General features: G+C 40.6%; 18 protein-coding genes and 1 pseudogene. All 19 read right to left on the minus strand.

The window, feature by feature from the left end; translation table 11 throughout:
• Positions 1–36: 36 nt before the first annotated feature.
• A complete protein-coding gene (locus ACFPTP_RS15830) occupies positions 37–1,335 on the minus strand; it encodes a TRAP transporter large permease (RefSeq protein WP_381446748.1) in 1,299 nt (432 codons plus the stop codon).
• Position 1,336: 1 nt separating this feature from the next.
• Entirely contained in the window at positions 1,337–1,834 is a 498-nt protein-coding gene (locus ACFPTP_RS15835) for a TRAP transporter small permease (protein WP_381446750.1), read from the minus strand.
• Between the two features lie 68 nt (positions 1,835–1,902).
• Complete coding sequence (locus tag ACFPTP_RS15840) at positions 1,903–2,973, minus strand: TRAP transporter substrate-binding protein (protein ID WP_381446752.1); 1,071 nt, start codon at positions 2,971–2,973, stop codon at positions 1,903–1,905.
• 53 nt (positions 2,974–3,026) lie between these two features.
• Positions 3,027–4,265, minus strand: coding sequence for an acyl-CoA dehydrogenase family protein (locus tag ACFPTP_RS15845; protein ID WP_381446754.1), 1,239 nt, complete (start codon positions 4,263–4,265; stop codon positions 3,027–3,029).
• Between the two features lie 248 nt (positions 4,266–4,513).
• On the minus strand, positions 4,514–5,530 hold the full coding sequence (locus ACFPTP_RS15850; protein ID WP_381446756.1) for an ABC transporter ATP-binding protein: 1,017 nt from the start codon (positions 5,528–5,530) through the stop codon (positions 4,514–4,516).
• On the minus strand, positions 5,527–6,510 hold the full coding sequence (locus ACFPTP_RS15855; protein ID WP_381446758.1) for an ABC transporter ATP-binding protein: 984 nt from the start codon (positions 6,508–6,510) through the stop codon (positions 5,527–5,529). The genes ACFPTP_RS15850 and ACFPTP_RS15855 overlap by 4 nt, the downstream gene beginning before the upstream one ends.
• Entirely contained in the window at positions 6,511–7,404 is an 894-nt protein-coding gene (locus ACFPTP_RS15860) for a serine hydrolase (RefSeq protein WP_381446760.1), read from the minus strand.
• 15 nt (positions 7,405–7,419) lie between these two features.
• Positions 7,420–8,322 (minus strand): ABC transporter permease, encoded by a 903-nt coding sequence (locus ACFPTP_RS15865; protein WP_381446762.1) that lies wholly within the window; start codon positions 8,320–8,322, stop codon positions 7,420–7,422.
• A gap of 28 nt (positions 8,323–8,350) precedes the next feature.
• Positions 8,351–9,271, minus strand: a complete 921-nt coding sequence (locus tag ACFPTP_RS15870) for an ABC transporter permease (protein ID WP_381446764.1) — start codon at positions 9,269–9,271, stop codon at positions 8,351–8,353.
• Positions 9,272–9,340: 69 nt separating this feature from the next.
• On the minus strand, positions 9,341–10,897 hold the full coding sequence (locus tag ACFPTP_RS15875) for an ABC transporter substrate-binding protein (RefSeq protein WP_381446766.1): 1,557 nt from the start codon (positions 10,895–10,897) through the stop codon (positions 9,341–9,343).
• A gap of 397 nt (positions 10,898–11,294) precedes the next feature.
• Positions 11,295–11,528 carry a hypothetical protein gene (locus tag ACFPTP_RS15880; protein WP_381446768.1) on the minus strand — a complete coding sequence of 78 codons (234 nt, stop codon included), beginning with the start codon at positions 11,526–11,528 and terminating at the stop codon, positions 11,295–11,297.
• 547 nt (positions 11,529–12,075) lie between these two features.
• Positions 12,076–12,669 carry a hypothetical protein gene (locus tag ACFPTP_RS15885; protein WP_381446770.1) on the minus strand — a complete coding sequence of 198 codons (594 nt, stop codon included), beginning with the start codon at positions 12,667–12,669 and terminating at the stop codon, positions 12,076–12,078.
• 549 nt (positions 12,670–13,218) lie between these two features.
• Positions 13,219–13,332 (minus strand): annotated as a pseudogene (locus ACFPTP_RS15890) (flagellin); the annotation flags it as partial.
• Between the two features lie 384 nt (positions 13,333–13,716).
• Positions 13,717–14,799, minus strand: coding sequence for a DUF2920 family protein (locus ACFPTP_RS15895; RefSeq protein WP_381446773.1), 1,083 nt, complete (start codon positions 14,797–14,799; stop codon positions 13,717–13,719).
• A gap of 193 nt (positions 14,800–14,992) precedes the next feature.
• Positions 14,993–15,820 (minus strand): SDR family oxidoreductase, encoded by an 828-nt coding sequence (locus ACFPTP_RS15900; RefSeq protein WP_381446835.1) that lies wholly within the window; start codon positions 15,818–15,820, stop codon positions 14,993–14,995.
• The gene (locus ACFPTP_RS15905; RefSeq protein ID WP_381446775.1) at positions 15,814–16,521 is read right to left on the minus strand and encodes an acylneuraminate cytidylyltransferase family protein; all 708 of its coding nucleotides are present in this window, start codon (positions 16,519–16,521) and stop codon (positions 15,814–15,816) included. The genes ACFPTP_RS15900 and ACFPTP_RS15905 overlap by 7 nt, the downstream gene beginning before the upstream one ends.
• Complete coding sequence (locus ACFPTP_RS15910; protein WP_381446777.1) at positions 16,514–17,434, minus strand: Gfo/Idh/MocA family protein; 921 nt, start codon at positions 17,432–17,434, stop codon at positions 16,514–16,516. Before ACFPTP_RS15910 ends, ACFPTP_RS15905 begins: the two co-directional genes overlap by 8 nt.
• Positions 17,435–17,437: 3 nt before the next feature.
• On the minus strand, positions 17,438–18,550 hold the full coding sequence (locus ACFPTP_RS15915) for an N-acetyl sugar amidotransferase (RefSeq protein WP_381446779.1): 1,113 nt from the start codon (positions 18,548–18,550) through the stop codon (positions 17,438–17,440).
• Positions 18,547–19,611, minus strand: coding sequence for a nucleotidyltransferase family protein (locus tag ACFPTP_RS15920; RefSeq protein ID WP_381446781.1), 1,065 nt, complete (start codon positions 19,609–19,611; stop codon positions 18,547–18,549). Before ACFPTP_RS15920 ends, ACFPTP_RS15915 begins: the two co-directional genes overlap by 4 nt.
• Position 19,612 lies beyond the last annotated feature (1 nt).

Raw genomic sequence — 19,612 nt, forward strand, 5'->3', positions numbered from 1 at the left:
TCCACTCTCTATTTCTATTTGTGCCCTAATTTAGCTCTACCACATTTTCGACGGTAAATATAAGGCGATCTGAGGGAAAAAGTACAAGATAAAAATCATCACGACGATCGGGATAATGAACCGGGCCGCTCCTTTGAATATTGTTTCGAGCGAATAATCCGAGACACCTTTCAATACATAGCAATTCATTCCGACAGGTGGTGTGATTAACCCCAACTCGATGACCAGAACGATGATAACACCGAACCATATCAAATCCATATCCATCGCATTAATAATCGGAAGGATGATTGGAATTGTAATGACGATCATCGCCAACGAATCCATGAAAGCACCTAGGATAAGGTACATGCAGATGATCAAAACAAAAATCAGTATATTCGGCAACGAAAGGGAATTGATCATATTCGCCATTAACATCGGCACTCTTGTAATCGCTAAAAAGTAGTTCAAGATGAACGCCGCTAGAATGATTGCAAATAAAAACCCTGTCGTTTTCAGCGTATTGGAAGCAGCTTCAACAAAATTCTTGAGCGTCAGTTTCCCCTTTAGCAACGCTGTCATCATTGCGCCAAATGCACCTACCGCTGCAGCTTCCGTAGGGCTGAACAATCCGATATACATTCCTCCGATGACTACGGTGAACAGGATTAAAATCCATATCGTCGATTTGAGGGAGAGGAGTTTTTCTTTCCACCCGCCGCTTGAAGTAACGGGGGCAAGTTCAGGCTTCAGCAAGACGGAAATGTATACCGTCAACATGTATAACCCGGTTAACATGATTCCAGGAATAATACCTGCAATCAGCAATTTACCGATGGACTGCTCGGTTAACATTCCATATACGATAAAGGCTGTACTCGGCGGGATGAGGATACCTAATGTTCCTCCCGCAACGATCGTTCCAGCAGAAAACGAATCCTTATAACCAAAACGATCCATTTCTTTCGAAGCAATAGCTCCCATAGTCCCTGTTGTCGCCAGGCTGGAGCCGGAAGCTGCCGCAAAAATCGCTGATGCCCCGATCGTCGCTAATCCAAGTCCTCCTTTTAAACGGCCCATCCACAAGCGGAACATTTTAAACAATTCATTACTGATGCCGGACACAAATAGCAATTCCCCCATCCATATAAATAGTGGAATTGTCGTTAATGTATAACTGAAACTATGATCCCAAATGATCGTCTCAATGGCGGTCGTAAGTGTTTTCCAACCTTTTACATAATAGATACCTAGAAATGCTGGAATTGCCATCGCAATGGCAATCGGGAGTCTCAAAAACATGAGAATGAACATTAAAACAATACCTAACAAACCGATCATCTCAATATTCATATTACCCCTCCTTTCCAGCAAATAACGTTAAGATTGAACGAATGGATCTTATGAGTGCCTCTAGTCCCCACATCGCAAATCCAAGTGCGATGATAAATCGAAAAGGAAAGTGTGGTATTCCGAGTAAATCAGTCGTCCTCACATTCCCTTCCATCGAATTAAGCCCTTTGTTAAAACTAACCCACCCGATGATGAGACAAATGATAAATGTGGAAAAATAGCTGATAACGTCTGCAATTTGTTGAATCTTTTTCGGTAAACGGTCGACAATCAAACCAATGGAAATATGAGCTTCCTCTTTTTGAGAATAACCTAACGCAAACATGATCAGGACAACCATCCCAAGCTGCATGATTTCAACGTCCCCAACTACAGGGGATCCAAAGTTGCGGCTAATGACTGCATAAGTCGTGAACAGCATCATGCCAGTCATCGTGATTATCGCTATATATCTACCGATTGTCGTTAAGACACCTACCCATTTCTCCACAACTCCCATTCATTTCACCTCCGTATTTAAAAGAATATGTCCTGATCGCAGACCAAGACATATTCCATTTCCTTTGATCAGAAAGGAAGCTCTAATCCTGCTTCGAGAATCATAGCCTTAAAGTCTTCCATCATTTCGTCGCCAGGATAACCTTTTGCATTCGCATCTGTTATCCACTCTTCCCAGATCGATTTGGCTGATGCTTTGAACTTGGCCTCTTCTTCCGGAGTCAATTCAATAATTTCTCCTTTGCCTTCAATCAGCTTTTCAAGTTCATCGTACGCAGCATCCAATTCCGTTTTATGAGTCTCACCCAATAGCTCAGACAATTTTAGACCGAACTCTTCATCAAACATTTTCTGCAAGTCTTCAGGCAATGAATCATAAAAGTCTTTATTCATAATCGGAGTAACAGGTGTAACGGTTGTCCCCATTTTCATCACATACGGGGCCACTTCATAGTATTTATGCCCTAGCACTCCAATGGTCGAATAGAATGCGGTATTCAATGTGCCTTTTTGCAATGCTTCGTACGTTTCATCCAATGGGATGGATACAGGAACCGCTTTCCATGCCTCGACGATCGGAACATCAGATTTTCCTTGGACCCTCATCTTCAACCCTTTAACATCCTCAATCTTCCGGATCGGTTTCGTTGAGAATAAATTATAAGGATCTGTCACATAGCTGCCACCTAAATAATGAACTTCATCTTTAATGTCATCAACAGCATATTTTTCACCGAACTTCGTCATGATTTCACTTCCCGTCACTGAATCAGGAAATGCGAACGGCAAATTCCCGATCGTGTAAGGGAAAAAATCGCTGTCATAATAATACGTTGAAATGACGAGCCCTACTTCGGCAATCCCACCGCTAATATCTTCAAGAACTGAATTCGATTTCCCAAGGGTCCCACCATGATATAAATTCACCTTTACACGGCCGTTCGTTTTTTCTTCCACCAATTCCTTCCACGGTTCGAAAACGTTGTACACATAGTGATGCGTGGAAGGCTGGAAATTGCTGACGTTCAATTCGTAAACTTTCCCATCGGAACCATCGGCTGATGCGATTCCCTTTTCGTTGTTACATGCTGCAAGAATCAGAACTAATACCAAACCTAAAACGCCCAAAATTTGTTTCAATCTTCTCCACTCCCTTTTCCACAGTAAGTAAACGCTTTCATCTCTGCAACTACTTAAAATTGCAAATCCCCTTGCAACAATTTCTTAGCAATCGTCCTTTTTTGAATCTCCGTGGTCCCATCTGGAACGCGCATCATCCTTGCCCATCTCCATGCTTTCTCCAATTTCAATTCGTTCGTTAATCCCATCCCTCCATGAATTTGCATGCATTTATCAATCACTCTTTGTGCCATTTCAGTGCAAAATGCTTTAATCATCGAGATTTCCTTAATCGGAATTTCAGGTTGATTTTCCATCTTCCAAGCACAATTGAGCAGCATATTCCGTCCGGCGTAAATGTCCATTGCACATTCGGCGAGCATCATCTGGATCACTTGGTGGTTTCCAATCGTCACCCCGAAAGTTTTACGCTCATTCGCATAGTTGACTGCAATATTTAACGCCCACTGTGCAACCCCTACACATTGGGCCGCCATAACAACACGTCCCAAGTCAACTCCGTGCAACGCTTTTCCAAAGCCTTGATGCAAATCGCCGATGATGTATTTTTGATGAACCCGAGCATTTTCAAAAGCAATAATGGCTGTCGCGGAGCCTAAATGTCCGAGAGATGGAATCGTCGATGTCGGAACGACCGTCTCACCATCAATCGGAACGAAGAAACAACTAATTCCACCCTTCCTCGCTTTTACTAGTTCTAGATCCGTAATTGCAAACGTCATGACATACTTGGCATAATGAGCATTCGTAATCCATTGTTTCGTCCCATTGATCACCCAATAGTCTCCATCCTGCACTGCTCTCGTTTGCATATTCCATATATCAGAACCAGCATCCGGCTCACTTAAACCGAAGCAGAGCAAAGCTTCCCCACTTGATATTTCCGGTAGAACTTCTTCACGCACCTCTTCTTGCAAGCCAAGCAAGACAGGCGTCAGCCCTCCCGTGAACAGCCCCCTTGGAAATACTTCTGTAATAAAAGGGTCGATTCCATATTTTTTAGAAATCGCTTCAAAGATGACAGCAATGGAAACTGGACCGAAAACATCCCCCGAGCCACCTAATTCAGCCTCACCGAACATATTATAAAAACCGGCTTCAGCCGACTTCATTCGAACTTGCTTGATCGCATCCTGAATCTCCGAAGCATACGTGCCGTCCTCTTGATAAAAATACCGCTCATTCTCCAGCTCACGTTTATATTTCACTTGCAACGGAACAATTTCCGCTTCAATAAATTTGTGTAATGCTGCAAGGACTTCTTTCACCTCATAATCTACTGCGAAATCCAAATTGGCTCCCCCTTTCAAATATTCTAACTATAAACGAATTCTACAGAGTAGTCCATGGTACTTCTATGTCAAAAACAAACAATTATGATCATTTGTTTTGTAGGGTACATACATGCGTCAAATTCATCTATCCACTATTTCTCACTTGAACAAAAATAAGCGGCAAAAAACAAAAAAGCGAGTATGAAATCGACTTGAAGTCGTTCACATACTCACTTTCCATTCATTATTAACCATATTAAGATAAGTTATTTTTGTATAACAGAAGAAACTGAAAATACATTTTTATACTCATCATCATACATATGACAACTGACTGACCTCTTAAGACTGACCGGGATTTCCTTAGGTACGACCGATTTACAAACGTCTTTTGCGAATTGGCATCGTGGATGAAACGGGCATCCAGAAGGTGGAGCTGCAGGGTTTGGGACATCCCCTTTTAAAATGATCCACTCTTTCTTCACATCAGGGTCTAATGAAGGAACCGCTGACATGAGTGCTTGCGTGTATGGATGCAGTGGATTTTTGAAAAGCTCCTTCTTATCCGCAAGCTCGACAATTCTTCCTAAATACATCACGCCGATCCGATCGCTGACGTGCTTGACGACGCTCAAGTCGTGGGCGATGAAAATATAGGTCAGCCCCAACGTCGCCTTCAACTCTTCGAATAAATTGAGGATCTGGGCTTGTACAGAAACGTCCAATGCGGAAACAGGTTCATCCGCAATGATAATTGAAGGATTGACTGCGATTGCACGTGCAATTCCGATCCGCTGGCGTTGGCCGCCACTGAATTCATGTGGATAGCGTCCGATATGAGATGGGCTCAAACCGACCCTTGCTAATAAATCCACAATCAGTTCTTTTCGTTGCTTCGCATTGTTTCCGATTTGATGTGTCGATAATGCTTCATCAAGAATTGCACCAACCGTCATTTTTGGATTCAACGAAGCATATGGGTCCTGAAAGACAATTTGCATGTCTCCCCTTAATTTCCGTAATTGTGAACGATTCAACGTTGTCACTTCTTGCCCTTCGAATTGGACGGTGCCCGAGCTTGGTTCAATCAATCGTAATATGCTCCGTCCCATCGTCGATTTTCCGCAGCCGCTTTCCCCGACGATGCCGAGCGTTTCGCCCCGATGCACTTGAAAACTGATGCCGTCCACGGCTTTGACAAAGCCTTGATTCCTTTTGAAGAGCCCTTTGCGTATCGGAAAATGTGTTTTCAAATCATCAACTTGTAATAACGGTTCGCTCATGTGGACACCTCCTCTTCCTCATACAGCCAGCATCTGACGGAATGGCTGTCCATTTGGATTAAAGGAGGGTTTTCCTCAATGCATTTGTCAAATGCCTTTTCACATCTTGCTCTAAACGGGCAGCCTGAATGGATATCACCTAAGTTCGGAACCGTTCCCTGGATCGGATTCAACTGCTCGTCATCCTCGGCCTCCAATGTCGGAACGGAATGCAATAAGCCGATCGTATAGGGATGCTTCGGCTCCTTAAACAATGAACGGACGTCCGCCTCTTCGACGATTTGACCATAATACATGACCATCACACGGTCCGCCATTTCGGCAATGACGCCGAGATCATGTGTGATCAGCAGGATTGCAGTCTTGTATTCTTCTTGCAATGTATTCATCAAATCCAGTATTTGCGCTTGGATCGTTACATCCAATGCCGTCGTCGGTTCATCCGCAATCAATAATTTCGGATTGCAAGCCATCGCCATTGCAATCATGACACGCTGACGCATTCCGCCAGACAACTGATGTGGATATTCATCGATTATCTTTTCAGCCCGGGGAATGCCGACCTTCTTCAAAATTTCAATTGTCCGCGCTTCAATCGTTTTCGGGTCTCCTGCGTCATGCAAAAGAAGCACTTCACCGATTTGCTTGCCGATTTTATGCACCGGATTCAAAGAAGTCATCGGTTCTTGGAAGATCATCGACATCTCATTGCCACGGATAGCCCGCATTTCTTTTTCGCTGCATGTATTCACATCTTTATCCCCAAGCAAAATACGCCCTTCCGTAAACCCTGAAGCCTTCGGAATCAACTGCATAATTGAAAGAGACGTCAAGCTTTTCCCGCATCCCGACTCCCCGACCAACCCAAGCGTCTCGCCTTCACGGATATGGAAATTAAGACCCTTAACTGCAGGGATCACATCCCCCTTCTCCCCATGAAAGAAAATGTGCATATCCTCTACCCTTAACAGCTCTTCCATTCACCCAGCCGCCCCTTCCAAGAAGTGGTCGAAGGCAATCTTCGCAATTCGGGCTATCGGCTCATTCCCTTCGTAGTCGAGCGTTTTCCCGACCGAAAAGACAGTAATGACAAATTCACCTTGTTGATCAGGCAAGTGGACGATGCCGGTGTCGTTATATACCGTCCCTAAACTCCCAGTTTTATTGGCTACCTTCGTACCTCTTGGCAATAATCCCGGAATACGCTGCGTATATTGTTGGCGGAAAAGAATATCACGGATATTAGCAGAGCATGCTTCAGAGAAAATTTCCCCTCTCGCAATCTTTTCCATTAATCGATTCATATCCCGTGTTGTACTCACATTGTTTTCCATGTTTTCTTGAAAAACAATGCTTTCCCGATCATAATGACCGGCAATCAATGTGTTAATGATCCTGTCGAACATTTCTTCACTATAGTCAGTGGGCGAAATGCCCGCACATAAGCTGAGCAGCTCCCAAATCGAATGCTTCACAAAAATATGATCCAACCCGATGGACCTCAGATAGTTCTGGACCATTTGAGCATCAACCATCGTTAACAGCTTGTCCGTCGCCATATTATCACTGACGATAATCATCATCATCGCCAAGTCTTTAATTGTCGGCGAGCTTCCGGCATCCATTTCTTGAAACACACCTGAACCCGGGACCCGGTCTCCCCTTTGCAGCACGATCCTTTCGTTGATATCAACCTTTCCTTTATAGACGGCATCATACAACGCCGCAAGTATCGGCACTTTCACGACGCTTGCCGTTTGAAAGTAGCGGTCGCCTTGTATATGAACTTCCTCATTCGTCTGTATATGTTTGATTGAAATCCCGAAAGTCGCGTCGATTCCACTTATATATGATTCGATCTTTTCCTTTAGCAAACAGATCTCCCCCTACTATTTAAGCCTGGGATCCAAAGCATCCCGCAGTCCATCTCCCAATAAATTGAAACCTAAGACAACAAGCATAATCGCAAGTCCCGGGAATAATGTCATCCACCACGCCTGGCTCAAAAATGATTTCCCGACGTAGACGAGTGCCCCCCATTCCGGATTCGGCGGCTGGGCACCTAACCCGAGGAAGCTTAGCGCTGCAGCGGATAAAATGCTGCTTCCGAACTGGATTGTTGCGAGAACAATGATCGGGGAAGCGACATTCGGCAAAATATGCTTGACGATGATTTTCCCGTCTTTCACGCCCAGCGCTTTTGATGCCTCCACATATTCTGTTTCGCGGACGGATAGGACCGATCCCCTAACGACCCTTACAAATGAAGGAATGACCGATATCGCAACGGCAATCATTGCATTCGTCAATCCGACACCAAGAATCGAAACGATTGCAATGGCCATCAGCAACGAAGGGAATGCCATCAAAATATCCATGAACTGCATGATGTACATATCAAGCCGGCGATAATAGCCCGCAACAACACCTAAAATGACGCCGATCGTACCCGAAATGGAAACTGCGACTAGCCCCATGAGTAAGGAGACACGCCCACCGTATAACATTCTTGTGAATAAATCGCGTCCAAACTCATCCGTCCCAAGCCAATGGTTCGCACTCGGCCCTTGTAAACTGTCTTCAAACATCATTTCATTGACAGGATAAGGCCCGATAATCGGTGCCAAGGCTGACATCGAAATGAAGAAAAAGAGAATCCCCGCTCCAACTAGGGCTCCCTTGTTCTTCTTCAGCTTCTTCAAAAAGCTTCTACGCCGGGAGTGCGTTTTCGATACCGACGCTTCCTCTCCTACATAAACAACCGGTCCATTCCCGCTGTCCAACTGTTTCAACTCTACTTCCTCCTTTCATTCCGCCCGATCAATCGAAACGAATGCGCGGGTCCAGCTTCGTATAAAGAAGGTCTACGATTAAATTGGCAAGTATGATCATCGAAGCCATAAATAAGAGCAATCCTTGGACAGTCGGAATATCCCGCGTTGAAATTGCCGAAACGACTAAGCTGCCGATGCCCGGAAGTGCAAACACCGTTTCAGTTACGACGGCTCCTGCCATCAAATAGCCGAACTGCATCCCGATAACCGTCACAACAGGAATCAGTGCATTTTGCAAGCTATGATGGAAAATCAAACGATACAGGCTTGCCCCTTTCGCTTGAGCAGTCCGGATATAATCCTGCTTGATGACATCAAGCATGCTGGAACGAGTCATCCGAGCTATTGTTCCTGCAGTCCCTAACCCTAGCGTGATGGAAGGTAAAATAAGCGAATAGAATCCGCTATATCCCGAAATCGGAAAAATGCCTAATTGATAGGAGAAAAGAAGAATTAAAAACAACGCAATCCAAAAGCCCGGCGCAGAAATCCCAACTAACGCAACAAGCATTGCCAATTGATCGTAAATCGTGTTTTGCTTCACAGCCGCTATGATTCCCATCAAGATCCCGATGATTGAACCAAAAGTGACACTGTACAACGCCAATTGGGCAGTAATTGGAATCCGGTTTATAATCTCTTCGACTACTGTGTAACCCGTAATATAGGAAGTTCCGAGGTCCCCTTGCACGGCATGCAACATGTATGTCCAATATTGCGTGATGATTGGCAAGTCCAACCCGAGCCGGTGTTCCAATTCTTTAATCGATTCTTCCGTCGCAAAATCCCCCAAGATATACGTCACCGGGTTTCCCGGCACGAGATGGATCATGAGGAAGACGAGCAGCGAAACGCCAATCAAGGTAATTCCCATTGTGAACAGACGCTTCAGTAAATAAGACGACATTCCATGCACCCCCAAACAGACGGGAACACCGTCTTTCCGATTAACAAGACTGCGTTCCCGTGAAATCGACTATTTTTTAACTTTGACGTTTTCCCACATAATGAGATTCCGCTTCGGATGAATCTCAAACTCTTCGAAATTCCGGATCGCCGTAATGTTTTCTTTCACATAAAGCGGAACCCAAGGCGATTGCTCAACTAACAGCTTTTGGGCGTCCTCATACAGTTTCAACCGTTTCTCCTGATCCATTTCAACTGCGCCTTTTTCTAGAAGGTCATAGATTTCTTTCACTTCATAATGGAGTCGCTTCGATTTTTCTTCCCCGAATAAAAGGAAGTTCAGCACATCGGCATCAAGCCAGCCAAAACTCCAGAGCAGCATTTCATGTGCGCCCTTCGGTGTCTGATCGATGATCGTCGCTGATTCTTTCACCGAAATGGAGAGGTTAATCCCGATTTCCTTCAATTGATTTTGAATGATCTGTGCAGCACGTTGGTTTGCCGGATCATCATCCACCCAAAGGTCAACTTTGAACGGTTTACCGTCCTTCATGACGATGCCGTCTTTATTTTTATCTTTCCAGCCTGCCTCGGATAATAATTGTTTCGCTTTATCAAGATCCTTTGCATATTTGCTGCGCGCCATCTCTTCGATTTTTTCATTGTAACCAAACGTCGCCGGAGGCAATGGACCAAACACCGGCTTCGCCTCGCCTCTGAATGTATTCGAAATGATTGCATCACGGTCAATTGCCATCGCAATCGCTTGCCTTACGCGCACGTCTTGAAAAAGCGGCTTCTTGTTATTCCAGCCGAGGTAACTCAATACGTAGTTCGGCACCCGTACAATCGTTACACCATCTTGCTTCTCAAGCTCTTCGATATATTGATAAGGAACGCTTTCTAACACATCGACATTTCCTTTTTTGAATTCCAAAATGCGTGTCTCTTCATCAGGAATGAAACGGAATGTTACTTTGTCAAAGCCCGGTCCATCTTTACCCCAATCATATTTATCACTCGGTTCGTACACTAACGAATCTCCACGCTTAATTTCCTTAAGCTTTAAAGCACCCGTGGCGCTCGGATTTTTCTCAAACCCCTCCCCGTTGCTATCGAGTACAGAGACATCAATCGGGGATAAATAATCCGAAGTCGCATTCGTGAAGAACGGGGCGAACGGCTCAACCCATCGAATCTTAAATACATACTCACTGACAACTTCGATGCTTTCGATATCTCCAGCGTTCGTCTTAAAAGGAGACGACTCCATCAACCGTTCAAACGACTTCTTCACCGCTTCTGCATTAACAGGCTTTCTGGAATGAAATTCGACGCCCTCCTTCAGCTCGAATGTCACTTCCTTGCCATCCGGCGAAACCGTATATTCCTTTACTAAATTTCCGACAATATTTCCGTCATCGTCATACTTCATTAATGGATCATACAGCGCAGAGTTCGCGTCTCCCATAGAAGACGTACGGTGCACATCGACTGAATCCGGTTCTGAAATAGCTGCAACGATAATTTCCCGATTGCCCTTTTTCGCCTTCTTCCCTCCACAGCCGGAAAGGATTAGGGCGAAGACGATCATGGTGAGAAATAAAAGCGTGAAAGTCTTTTTCATTTGCAAGTTCCCCCTTTATTCGATTTTTTGGTGCGAGTTGTGTTATGGCTGTAATTTATTTTAGATGTATTCCTCCTTTGGTTCCCGGGGTAATGCTTGTCCGAGATTGGGTTGTCGGTGGGTTGTTATATATATGTATATTGGAGGTGAGGGGGAAAGATGACTTGAGAAGGGAAGATTTACTATAGGTGAAAGAAAAAAACATTGATGATTTTTCAGATCAACAATGCTTTGTTTTCATTACTGTAATTAATTTGCTAAACATCTTGATGCACGTTCTATCGGCGTGGATGGGACGTCAAATAATCTGGTCTATTCCAATTTGATGTAAATCTACTAGTTCCATATCATCCACTATCGACTCCCTAAAATGCACTTCTCATTCTTCAAAAAAGATCTATGCAATTGTCTCATCTAGAAAAGCATTAAGTGCGTTAGTTGCAGAAATTATTTCTTGTTCATATCTTGAATTAGAGACAGGTTCTTTCGATCCTAAGTGGCTAGAAATTATCGAATCAATGTTACGACGCACTTCTTCCGAACCACTTTTATAATAGGGAGCTAAGCTAGCAATCAACCCTACCAAGCCATCCCCAGATTTAATACTTCCTGCACTAATAAACGCTCCCATTCCCAGCCCATCTTCAATGCCTTATGCTCTTCTTGCAGCTAATTCCATTCTATAGTAGACATCCATTTAATCACCTCATTTATTTTTTGACAAACAAAATATACCATTTGCAAAAAAACATCTTAATAACCAAATTAAGGATCAACTGTCTATACCTTGGAATTCTTATTTTTCAATATTACTTGCAAACCCAAATATAACGACCAGAAAAACATACCCCAAATCCATGTAAAAGAGAATATATAAGCTGTTCTGAGGAAATCAAAATTCCAGAAACTAATAGTTGAAACTCTTAATATCTTTACTGCCAATGGAGTAAATAAGTATGAAGCTAAACCAAAGACTATTAATTGTGGGAAACAGTGAAAAATGAAAACTCTACTTAATCTTTTCTTCTCCTTTTTGATAGCTTTTTCACCTAAAGGAAATTCTTTTTCCAGCTCATTTATTATAATGGGGTATTTCACGCCGAACAGAAGAGTTACAAAAACAAGTATTATACTGACTGCTTGGAACACATTCAGAATCTCTTCATTAATTTCCATAGTTAAATATCGGCCATCGCTGCTTCTAGTTGAGCTCTTGAAATATTATAATTTGCACATAATAGGTCAAATGTATCTTCCGGAATATTGTAAAGACCTGCCGATCCCTTCACTTTTGAGATTTGCTCAAGTTTAGCCCCTTTCATAGATACAACCTGTCTTAATTCTTCAAGTATATTGTCAGATTGTATTACCACCCTGTAAGAATCATTCGCCGATACAGCTTGAAGTAATGTATTTTTAATGGTATACTCCATTTCCTCTTTCAAATCAAATTTGAACCTAGTTCTGACATTTCTTAAAAGTGACCTGCTTCCGGATTCAGTAAGTTGGAATATCGCGGAAATTTCCGATTCGCTAGGAATTCTTCCATCAAAGTAATGTTTCAACAAATGAAAGAGCCTTCTTTCTTGAATTTCGTTCGCACGAGTTGGTACTTGTTTTCCTAGCATCATTTCAAAGTATTCAGCAATGGCAGCCATACATACTCCTTCTATAATATCAGTAAACTCAGATGTCCCTTTATTAAGGATATTTTTCAAAAGAACCTTTTCTTCATTTGTTATAAGCTTGGATAAGTCCAAATTAATCTCCATTGTCAACCCACTCCCGATATTATATATTTATAAATAATACCATAAAATCAAAAAATACAGCATAGATTTGAATTTCATTTTTCGTAATGTTATAGATTAAACAATAATATTTTATAGCAATTATTTCAACAAAAAACGCGGCCGGAAACTCCGGACCGCGTTTTAATAACCAAATTAACGAAGCAATTGAAGTACGCCTTGTGGTTGTTGGTTCGCTTGCTTTGCGACTGTATCTTTCGATTACAGAATAGACTGTATCTTCACCCGCAAGTTTCCTTGTAGGGGCTGGGCACTTCGAATGTTACGACTCGTAACACCCTACGGATTTAACCGCCATAGCGTTAGCCTTTGACGATATATCCTAGTCGTTGTACGTTCCCCATGGTTTCCCGACAGGGGCTTCGCTGCTGATTGTCCAATCTCTTCGTTTTTCAAGCCTTCGCGTTTATCGTTTCCAATTCCGCTGTGGCAGAAGAGCTCTCAGAAGGTTTCAGCAATTCACCCAGTAATCATCTAACTCGTTACCAAGTTAGACGCCCGTTCACAACATTATCGAAGAAGTTGTAAGACTCCTTGCGGGGTTTGCTGTGCTTGAGCCAACATTGCTTGTGCTGCTTGAGTAAGGATGTTGTTCTTTGTGAACTCCATCATTTCTTTCGCCATCGTGCGAATATTAGCTTTCACTAATGACTAGACTATATCTTCACCCTTCGATTGCTCGGTAGGGGTCGGGCACTTCGGATCGGCAAGATACTCAGTTTTGCGTTTCCTATGGTTTCATCATCATGGCTTGTGCGGTAGATGGTATACTAGTCGTTGAACCTTCTCCACTCTTTCGAGACATGAGCTTGGCTGCTGATTGCCCAATCTCTCTTCTTTTCGGCCAGTCACGCTTGCCGTTTCCAGTTACGTTGTGGGAAAGAAAGCTTCAGGGGATTCCAGCAATTCACCCGATCATACTCACGACGATTGTGTCTGTCATTGCCTACGCAACATTTAAGACACAATCCACGTCGCGGATACGTGATTCCGTAGCTGTTAAGTCTGTTATTCCAATTGAAATAACGGTAGCCCTTGAGAGTAATCAACGTAAATTGTGGTATTCGATAGGACTACCTTATAAGCTTTTTTCTTTTCAACCTTAGTTACTTCAAAGTTACATTCATTATATGCCATTTCAAACATTTTCAAAAAATCCGCATCTAATCCATGACCATTAGATTTAAAAACAATTTGATCCACATCTTTTTCATTAACTAAAATAAACTTTGCGTTATCAATGCCACTAATAATAGCTTGCTTTTCACGGTGGTTGATTAAATTATCATCGGTTCCTTGAAAAGACATAATTTCAGTCTGATTATCAAAATCGCAGTAAAGGGTAGCTAAATTCAAAGATTGTTTATCCTTTATAACTTTTTTGGCAAGATACTCAAATTCTATCTGTATGGTTAATTCATTTAGTTTTTGGAACAAGTAACGATTATTCGTCAAATATACAGGTTCTATCCAGGATGAATTATCGATGATTGTGGAAATTAAATGCGGTGCCATCCGGTTAACTAAATGAAGTAAATATGCACCATGCGAATGTCCATAGCCAATTATCTTTTGCTCATTAAAACTTAGTCCATTTTCCTTTAGAATAATAATAATTGCATCAATTGCTGTTATCAGATCTATTGCCTGCATGAAGCCCATGTCATTGAACTCTTCCATTGTTTCATTTAATTGTGCGAGTACTGGCAAAGTAATTGCCTTAGAAGAAAGTAAGCTCAGCAAATTAGTTGGTTTTTTTCGAAACTCCAACTGTTGTTTGGGATCTAGATACTTTTGAACAAAATGTTCCGTGTTTTGCAAAGTGAAATTTTCTGCTCCTTGCATATACAGATCGCCAAAGTAAGCACATTGTAAAGTTACCAAATTATAATCGTCTGCAAGTCTATCTCGCATTTTTCTATAAACTTTAGATTCTATATTCCCGCCAAATCCAGGCACTATTAGTAGTAAACCTGTTTCTGTTGTTACTCCAGCAGAAGGATATGAAAAATCGATCCTTAAACCCCTGCCTGTTGAGCCATTATAAATATTATGATGAGCCGGTATAGTGATACTTTGATTTTCTGCCATATACTCTCCTAATATCGTTTTGCTGCCTTTACAGACAGAGTATTTTTGGGCAAAATAACTTGATTACCTTAAATTAAACTTAACAAGATTAATATTGTATTTGAATACTTTGTAATCTATTAAGTATCTTCTCAAGTCATTAATTTAGAGTGATATCCCTTTATTTCATTCTAGGCTTAATCCCTCTCTGCAATTACCAAGTATTCAAACCTCCGTCAATTATTATGTTTTGTCCTGTAACGTAGCTTGATGCCTCTGAAGCAAGGTAAATAAGAGCTCCGACCATCTCTTCGGGTTTAGACATGCGTCCTAGCGGAATACGATCACTATAATTTTTCTTAAAAGTTTGATTTTGCCCACTCTCAACCCCACCAGGCGTAATTGAATTAACTCGAATCCCATCTTTAGCCCAGTAAGTTGCAAGATATTTGGTGAGTCCGATAACACCAGCTTTTGACGCTGAGTAAATTGCAGGAGAATTAATTTGACGGTCCAAATAATAAGAACCTTCATAGATTCGTTGATCTGGAGCCATAATACCGTAAATTGAAGATGTTTGAATTATAGAACCACCTTTTTGTTGCTTTTTCATTACTTTTCCAACATGTTTTGCTACGAGAAACATTCCATCCAGATTCGTGCTCATAATTTCTTGCCACTGGTCTAATTCATAGTCTTCGAAGTCTGCAAAAAAAGCATCTAAGTCATTTGATTTACCAGCCGCATTGTTATGTAAAATGTTAATTTCGCCAAATTCACTGAGCACTGTTTCAACCATTTCTTTCACTGACGTTTCAGATGAGACATCACATTCAATCGCTACAGCATTTCTTCCGAATCGCTGTGTTATCGCAGTAGCCAGATTCCTCGCTACATCAATATTAACATCCACTACTGCAATATTAGCACCCGCCTCGGCAAGTCCCGAGCAAAAATGGGTACCTAAAATCCCCGCACCGCCTGTAACAATAGCTGTTTTCCCATCCAGATTAAACTTATTAATATAAGACTTTTTTATGATAGTTCTCCTCTTTTCTTAGCCAAAAATGATACAAATTCAAAATCAATTTCGGAGTCGATATCAATTGAACGTTCTTCAGGCATTACATACAATAAAGTTTTAGCTTGAAATACGGATTTTGAATTCAGTAATTTTGCTCTTTTCCAAATATAGATAGAAGCATTCATATCATAACAATTAGGAACATCTTGCCTACGTACAATTATTTTGTCGAGCCTCTTTGATAAACGAGCGTAACCCTCACTATTTACTTCAACTAAATTAAAGTATGGACTTCTTCTTGACGGCGCACCTGAAATTAAATTATCCGCATCTATATTTTCTTCGTACAGTTGAACTGACTGCACAATATCCTCAATTAATCTCAGAGGGGATGTAGCATCCAAATCAACAATTAACTCAAACTGTCTTCCTAATTTCTCTTCTACAGTCGTCAAGCAATGTTGAATAACAGGCAATTTTGCTGTTTGATCTGTTGCCAGTTCATAAGGCCGATTAACTAATACATCCGCACCATATTGCTCTGCAACAGCTAAAATGTCTTTACTGTCACTGCTGACTGCTATTACATCGAACAAGCCACTTTGTTTCGCCTGTTGGATACTATGAGCAATTAACGGCTTCCCTGCCAACATCCTAATATTTTTATTCTTTACCCCTTTTGAGCCACCTCTTGCACAAATTGTACAGATTCTACTCATTCGACACCCACACTTTCTCTTTTGAAGCCTTCTCCGCCATTTCAATCATTTTTACAATATCCAGACCTTTTTCATATGAACATAAAAATTCATTTTCTCCATTTAAAACTGCCTGATGTTGTTTTTTATATGTTTCATCTCGACCTACATTAAATTGAATTAATTCATCATTTATTTGCAAAGAGTTCTGAATGAAATCGGCTTTATATGTTACCTCATCCGTGTTTATTATTAACTCACGCTGTATTAAATGATCTATATAATTCATTTGAAGCGTAACGATTGGTACTCGTTTTGTTTCGAAAATAAAAGTATAATGGTCATCCGAATCAATTTCCAGCTGACTAAATTTCCCGCCTAGAGCAGTCATTTTATTCCATTCCCCAAACAAAAACTGTAAGTAATCCAATTCATGGCTCAAATCGCGAATAACACCGCCCCCCTTGGAGGAACTAGCTGAATACGATTCAATATAATTAGTTCCAGGGCGCCAAGAAGGTAAGTATTGACCAACATAACATTGTACTGAGATAATTGTAGAGTTTCTTATTTTCCTATAAAGTGTCTGCACGATGGGATGAAATCGTAAATTATATCCAACGTATAATGAAGAAAAATCTAAATTGCAATTTATTGCAAAAGGAAATAGTGGTTTTTCGACTAATATTTTTTTATTATACCCAAGGTTCTTTAATTCATTTAAACTATTCTTGTGTTTGCTAGTTTCATTTGCAATCACTATATAATCCGGTTGTTCAACTAATGCTTCTTTAATATTAGAATAGTAAAAGGGATAATCTACTTTTTTTCTAGAAACTATAACCACATGATGACCTAGTTCATTCAATATCTTTGTATGCCTTTGACCGATTGACCCATAACCAATTACCACAATTCTTTTTTTATATGGCATATCTCAAGATTCCCATATAGGTTTTTTAAGTTGCCATTCGCCAAAAATATTTTTTTGGAATAATTCCTCATTATAAAATCCATCAATAATTTTATAAAACTCCGTTTGGCTATAACCCAAAAAATTAATAAATTCTTGTGCTGCTCTTTGGTCTAATTTATGGTCGTGTTTTTTAACTAATTTAATGCCTTCTTCTCTAGTTATTAGTCCATAACGGATGAATTTTGATGCATAATCAGTTGCAGAAGCATGTCCAAACTTCGGATATTTTAACCATGGGTGAACTAAATAAGCTGGAGTTTCTATTTGATCAAAGTTTTCAAAAGTGTGTTCACGATTCCATTCATGAGTAAGGTCTTTAAATCCATTTTTTTTCGAAAACACATAATTGGAATAACTATTCCATTTGACATAGTAACTTAAATAAATTGGTTCTAACATACTAAGCTCATTTGCCGATGGTGGAGTGCATAAATTTAAGTCTGACAATAAGATATTCTCATCGATTAGCTCATCATAATCGATATCGGAAGCTACACCATTGTTAATTTGATTCTTAGCCGAATATGTTTCCTGACGCTCTTCGCCACCATATTCATAGCTAATATTTTCACCATAAATTATCAATGGTATTTTAAATTTATTTGCAATATGAAGAGGATATGTATAGATTAGACGATCAATGAACCATGTTGGCTTTCCGTATTTTTCAAAAGTCTTTCTCATAATAAATTTCTGAGCCTTTAAATTGGGTTTCAATGAAATAATATGGCAACCGAATCTCTCTGAAATATTTTTAATATTGGATTTCCCAGCCTCTGTCATATCAAAATTATCTTCTACTGATACAAGTAGTGGATTCATATTCATTACTTCTTTTAAGAAATAAACTTGAAAATGACTATCTTTCCCGCCACTTACTGCGATAATACAATCGAATTCGGAATTGTCTTTTCGGCGATGTTTATCGCATAGCTGCTCTAATTCTTGGTAACGTAGTTGCCAATCTGTTTTATTTTTTTGTTCTTCCGCCCTACATGCTTGACAAATTCCTTCCTCATCAAAATAAATTCCGGGTCTTGTATTCGGCATCACACATTTTTTACAAAATTTCATATAAAATGCCTCCTTTTATATCCTTTATCAAATTCATTATTTGCTTTCTCGTAATCATCTAATCGTCCTATATCTAACCAGTATTCCCTCAATGGAAATGCCGACACATTTGCTTTTTCACACAAAAACTTTTTGTATAGTTCTGTCATGTCATGAAATTTATCATTTGGAACATATTCTAATGCTTTTGGACTCAGTACATAGATTCCTGCATTCACAAAACTCTTATGTACAGGCTTTTCCACAATTGATAGTAATTGATCATTCTCCGTTTCAATAACTCCATATGGAATTTGATATTCATATTCACGCACGCACATCGTTGCTAATGAATTCGTTTCCATATGAAAATCCAGTAACTGTTCAAAATTGACTTTTGTTAAAAGATCTCCATTCATCACAAAAAATGGCTGACTTGGCTTTTCAGGAAGTAATGAAAGAGCCCCTGCTGTACCCAGCCTTTTTGTTTCTACTATGTATTCAATATTAACGCCCAAATGAGTACCATCTTGAAAATGATCCATAATCATTTCCTTTTTATAATTTACGGACATTATGAAATTAGTAAATCCATAGGTTTTAAAGCTTTCAATAATTGTTTCAAGTATTGGTTTATTTCCAACGTTCAACATCGGCTTAGGTATTTTGTCTGTCAATGGACGAAGTCTAGTTCCAAGCCCGCCAACCATTAACACTACTTTATTATCTTTTTTTATCAATAAGTCAAGTTCATCAGAAAATAATATACGTTGCAATTTATTATCCTTTGAAAGGATTGGCAGTTGCTTTAAGTTTCTTTCTCGCATTCTTTTTTTATAGTGAGTATATTTTTTTCCTTCTTGTTCGTAGAATGGAGCTTGGTTCATAACCTCACTAATGGCACTTTCAAGGGGAAGCCCTTTGAGGATTCCACGACGAATATCCCCGTCTGTTACCGTCCCTAGGAGAATCATCTTTTCATCAACTACAGCAACAAATTGCATCGTTGTAGCGTCGATAATTTTCATTGCCTCTAATATCGTTGTCTGAGGTTTAATGAGAACGTCCTTCCAACTCTTCACT

This window comes from Sporosarcina koreensis (assembly GCF_042655825.1).
In the GTDB taxonomy this organism is placed as follows: Bacteria; Bacillota; Bacilli; order Bacillales_A; family Planococcaceae; genus Sporosarcina; species Sporosarcina koreensis.

What these genes read in the sequence shown, in the direction of transcription:
- ACFPTP_RS15830 (WP_381446748.1), bottom strand. Translation starts at nt 1,335, where the DNA reads ATGAATATTGAGATGATCGGTTTGTTAGGTATTGTTTTAATGTTCATT.
- ACFPTP_RS15835 (WP_381446750.1), bottom strand. Translation starts at nt 1,834, where the DNA reads ATGGGAGTTGTGGAGAAATGGGTAGGTGTCTTAACGACAATCGGTAGA.
- ACFPTP_RS15850 (WP_381446756.1), bottom strand. Translation starts at nt 5,530, where the DNA reads ATGAGCGAACCGTTATTACAAGTTGATGATTTGAAAACACATTTTCCG.
- ACFPTP_RS15855 (WP_381446758.1), bottom strand. Translation starts at nt 6,510, where the DNA reads ATGGAAGAGCTGTTAAGGGTAGAGGATATGCACATTTTCTTTCATGGG.
- ACFPTP_RS15870 (WP_381446764.1), bottom strand. Translation starts at nt 9,271, where the DNA reads ATGTCGTCTTATTTACTGAAGCGTCTGTTCACAATGGGAATTACCTTG.
- ACFPTP_RS15875 (WP_381446766.1), bottom strand. Translation starts at nt 10,897, where the DNA reads ATGAAAAAGACTTTCACGCTTTTATTTCTCACCATGATCGTCTTCGCC.
- ACFPTP_RS15880 (WP_381446768.1), bottom strand. Translation starts at nt 11,528, where the DNA reads ATGGGAGCGTTTATTAGTGCAGGAAGTATTAAATCTGGGGATGGCTTG.
- ACFPTP_RS15885 (WP_381446770.1), bottom strand. Translation starts at nt 12,669, where the DNA reads ATGGAGATTAATTTGGACTTATCCAAGCTTATAACAAATGAAGAAAAG.
- ACFPTP_RS15895 (WP_381446773.1), bottom strand. Translation starts at nt 14,799, where the DNA reads ATGGCAGAAAATCAAAGTATCACTATACCGGCTCATCATAATATTTAT.
- ACFPTP_RS15905 (WP_381446775.1), bottom strand. Translation starts at nt 16,521, where the DNA reads ATGAGTAGAATCTGTACAATTTGTGCAAGAGGTGGCTCAAAAGGGGTA.
- ACFPTP_RS15910 (WP_381446777.1), bottom strand. Translation starts at nt 17,434, where the DNA reads ATGCCATATAAAAAAAGAATTGTGGTAATTGGTTATGGGTCAATCGGT.
- ACFPTP_RS15915 (WP_381446779.1), bottom strand. Translation starts at nt 18,550, where the DNA reads ATGAAATTTTGTAAAAAATGTGTGATGCCGAATACAAGACCCGGAATT.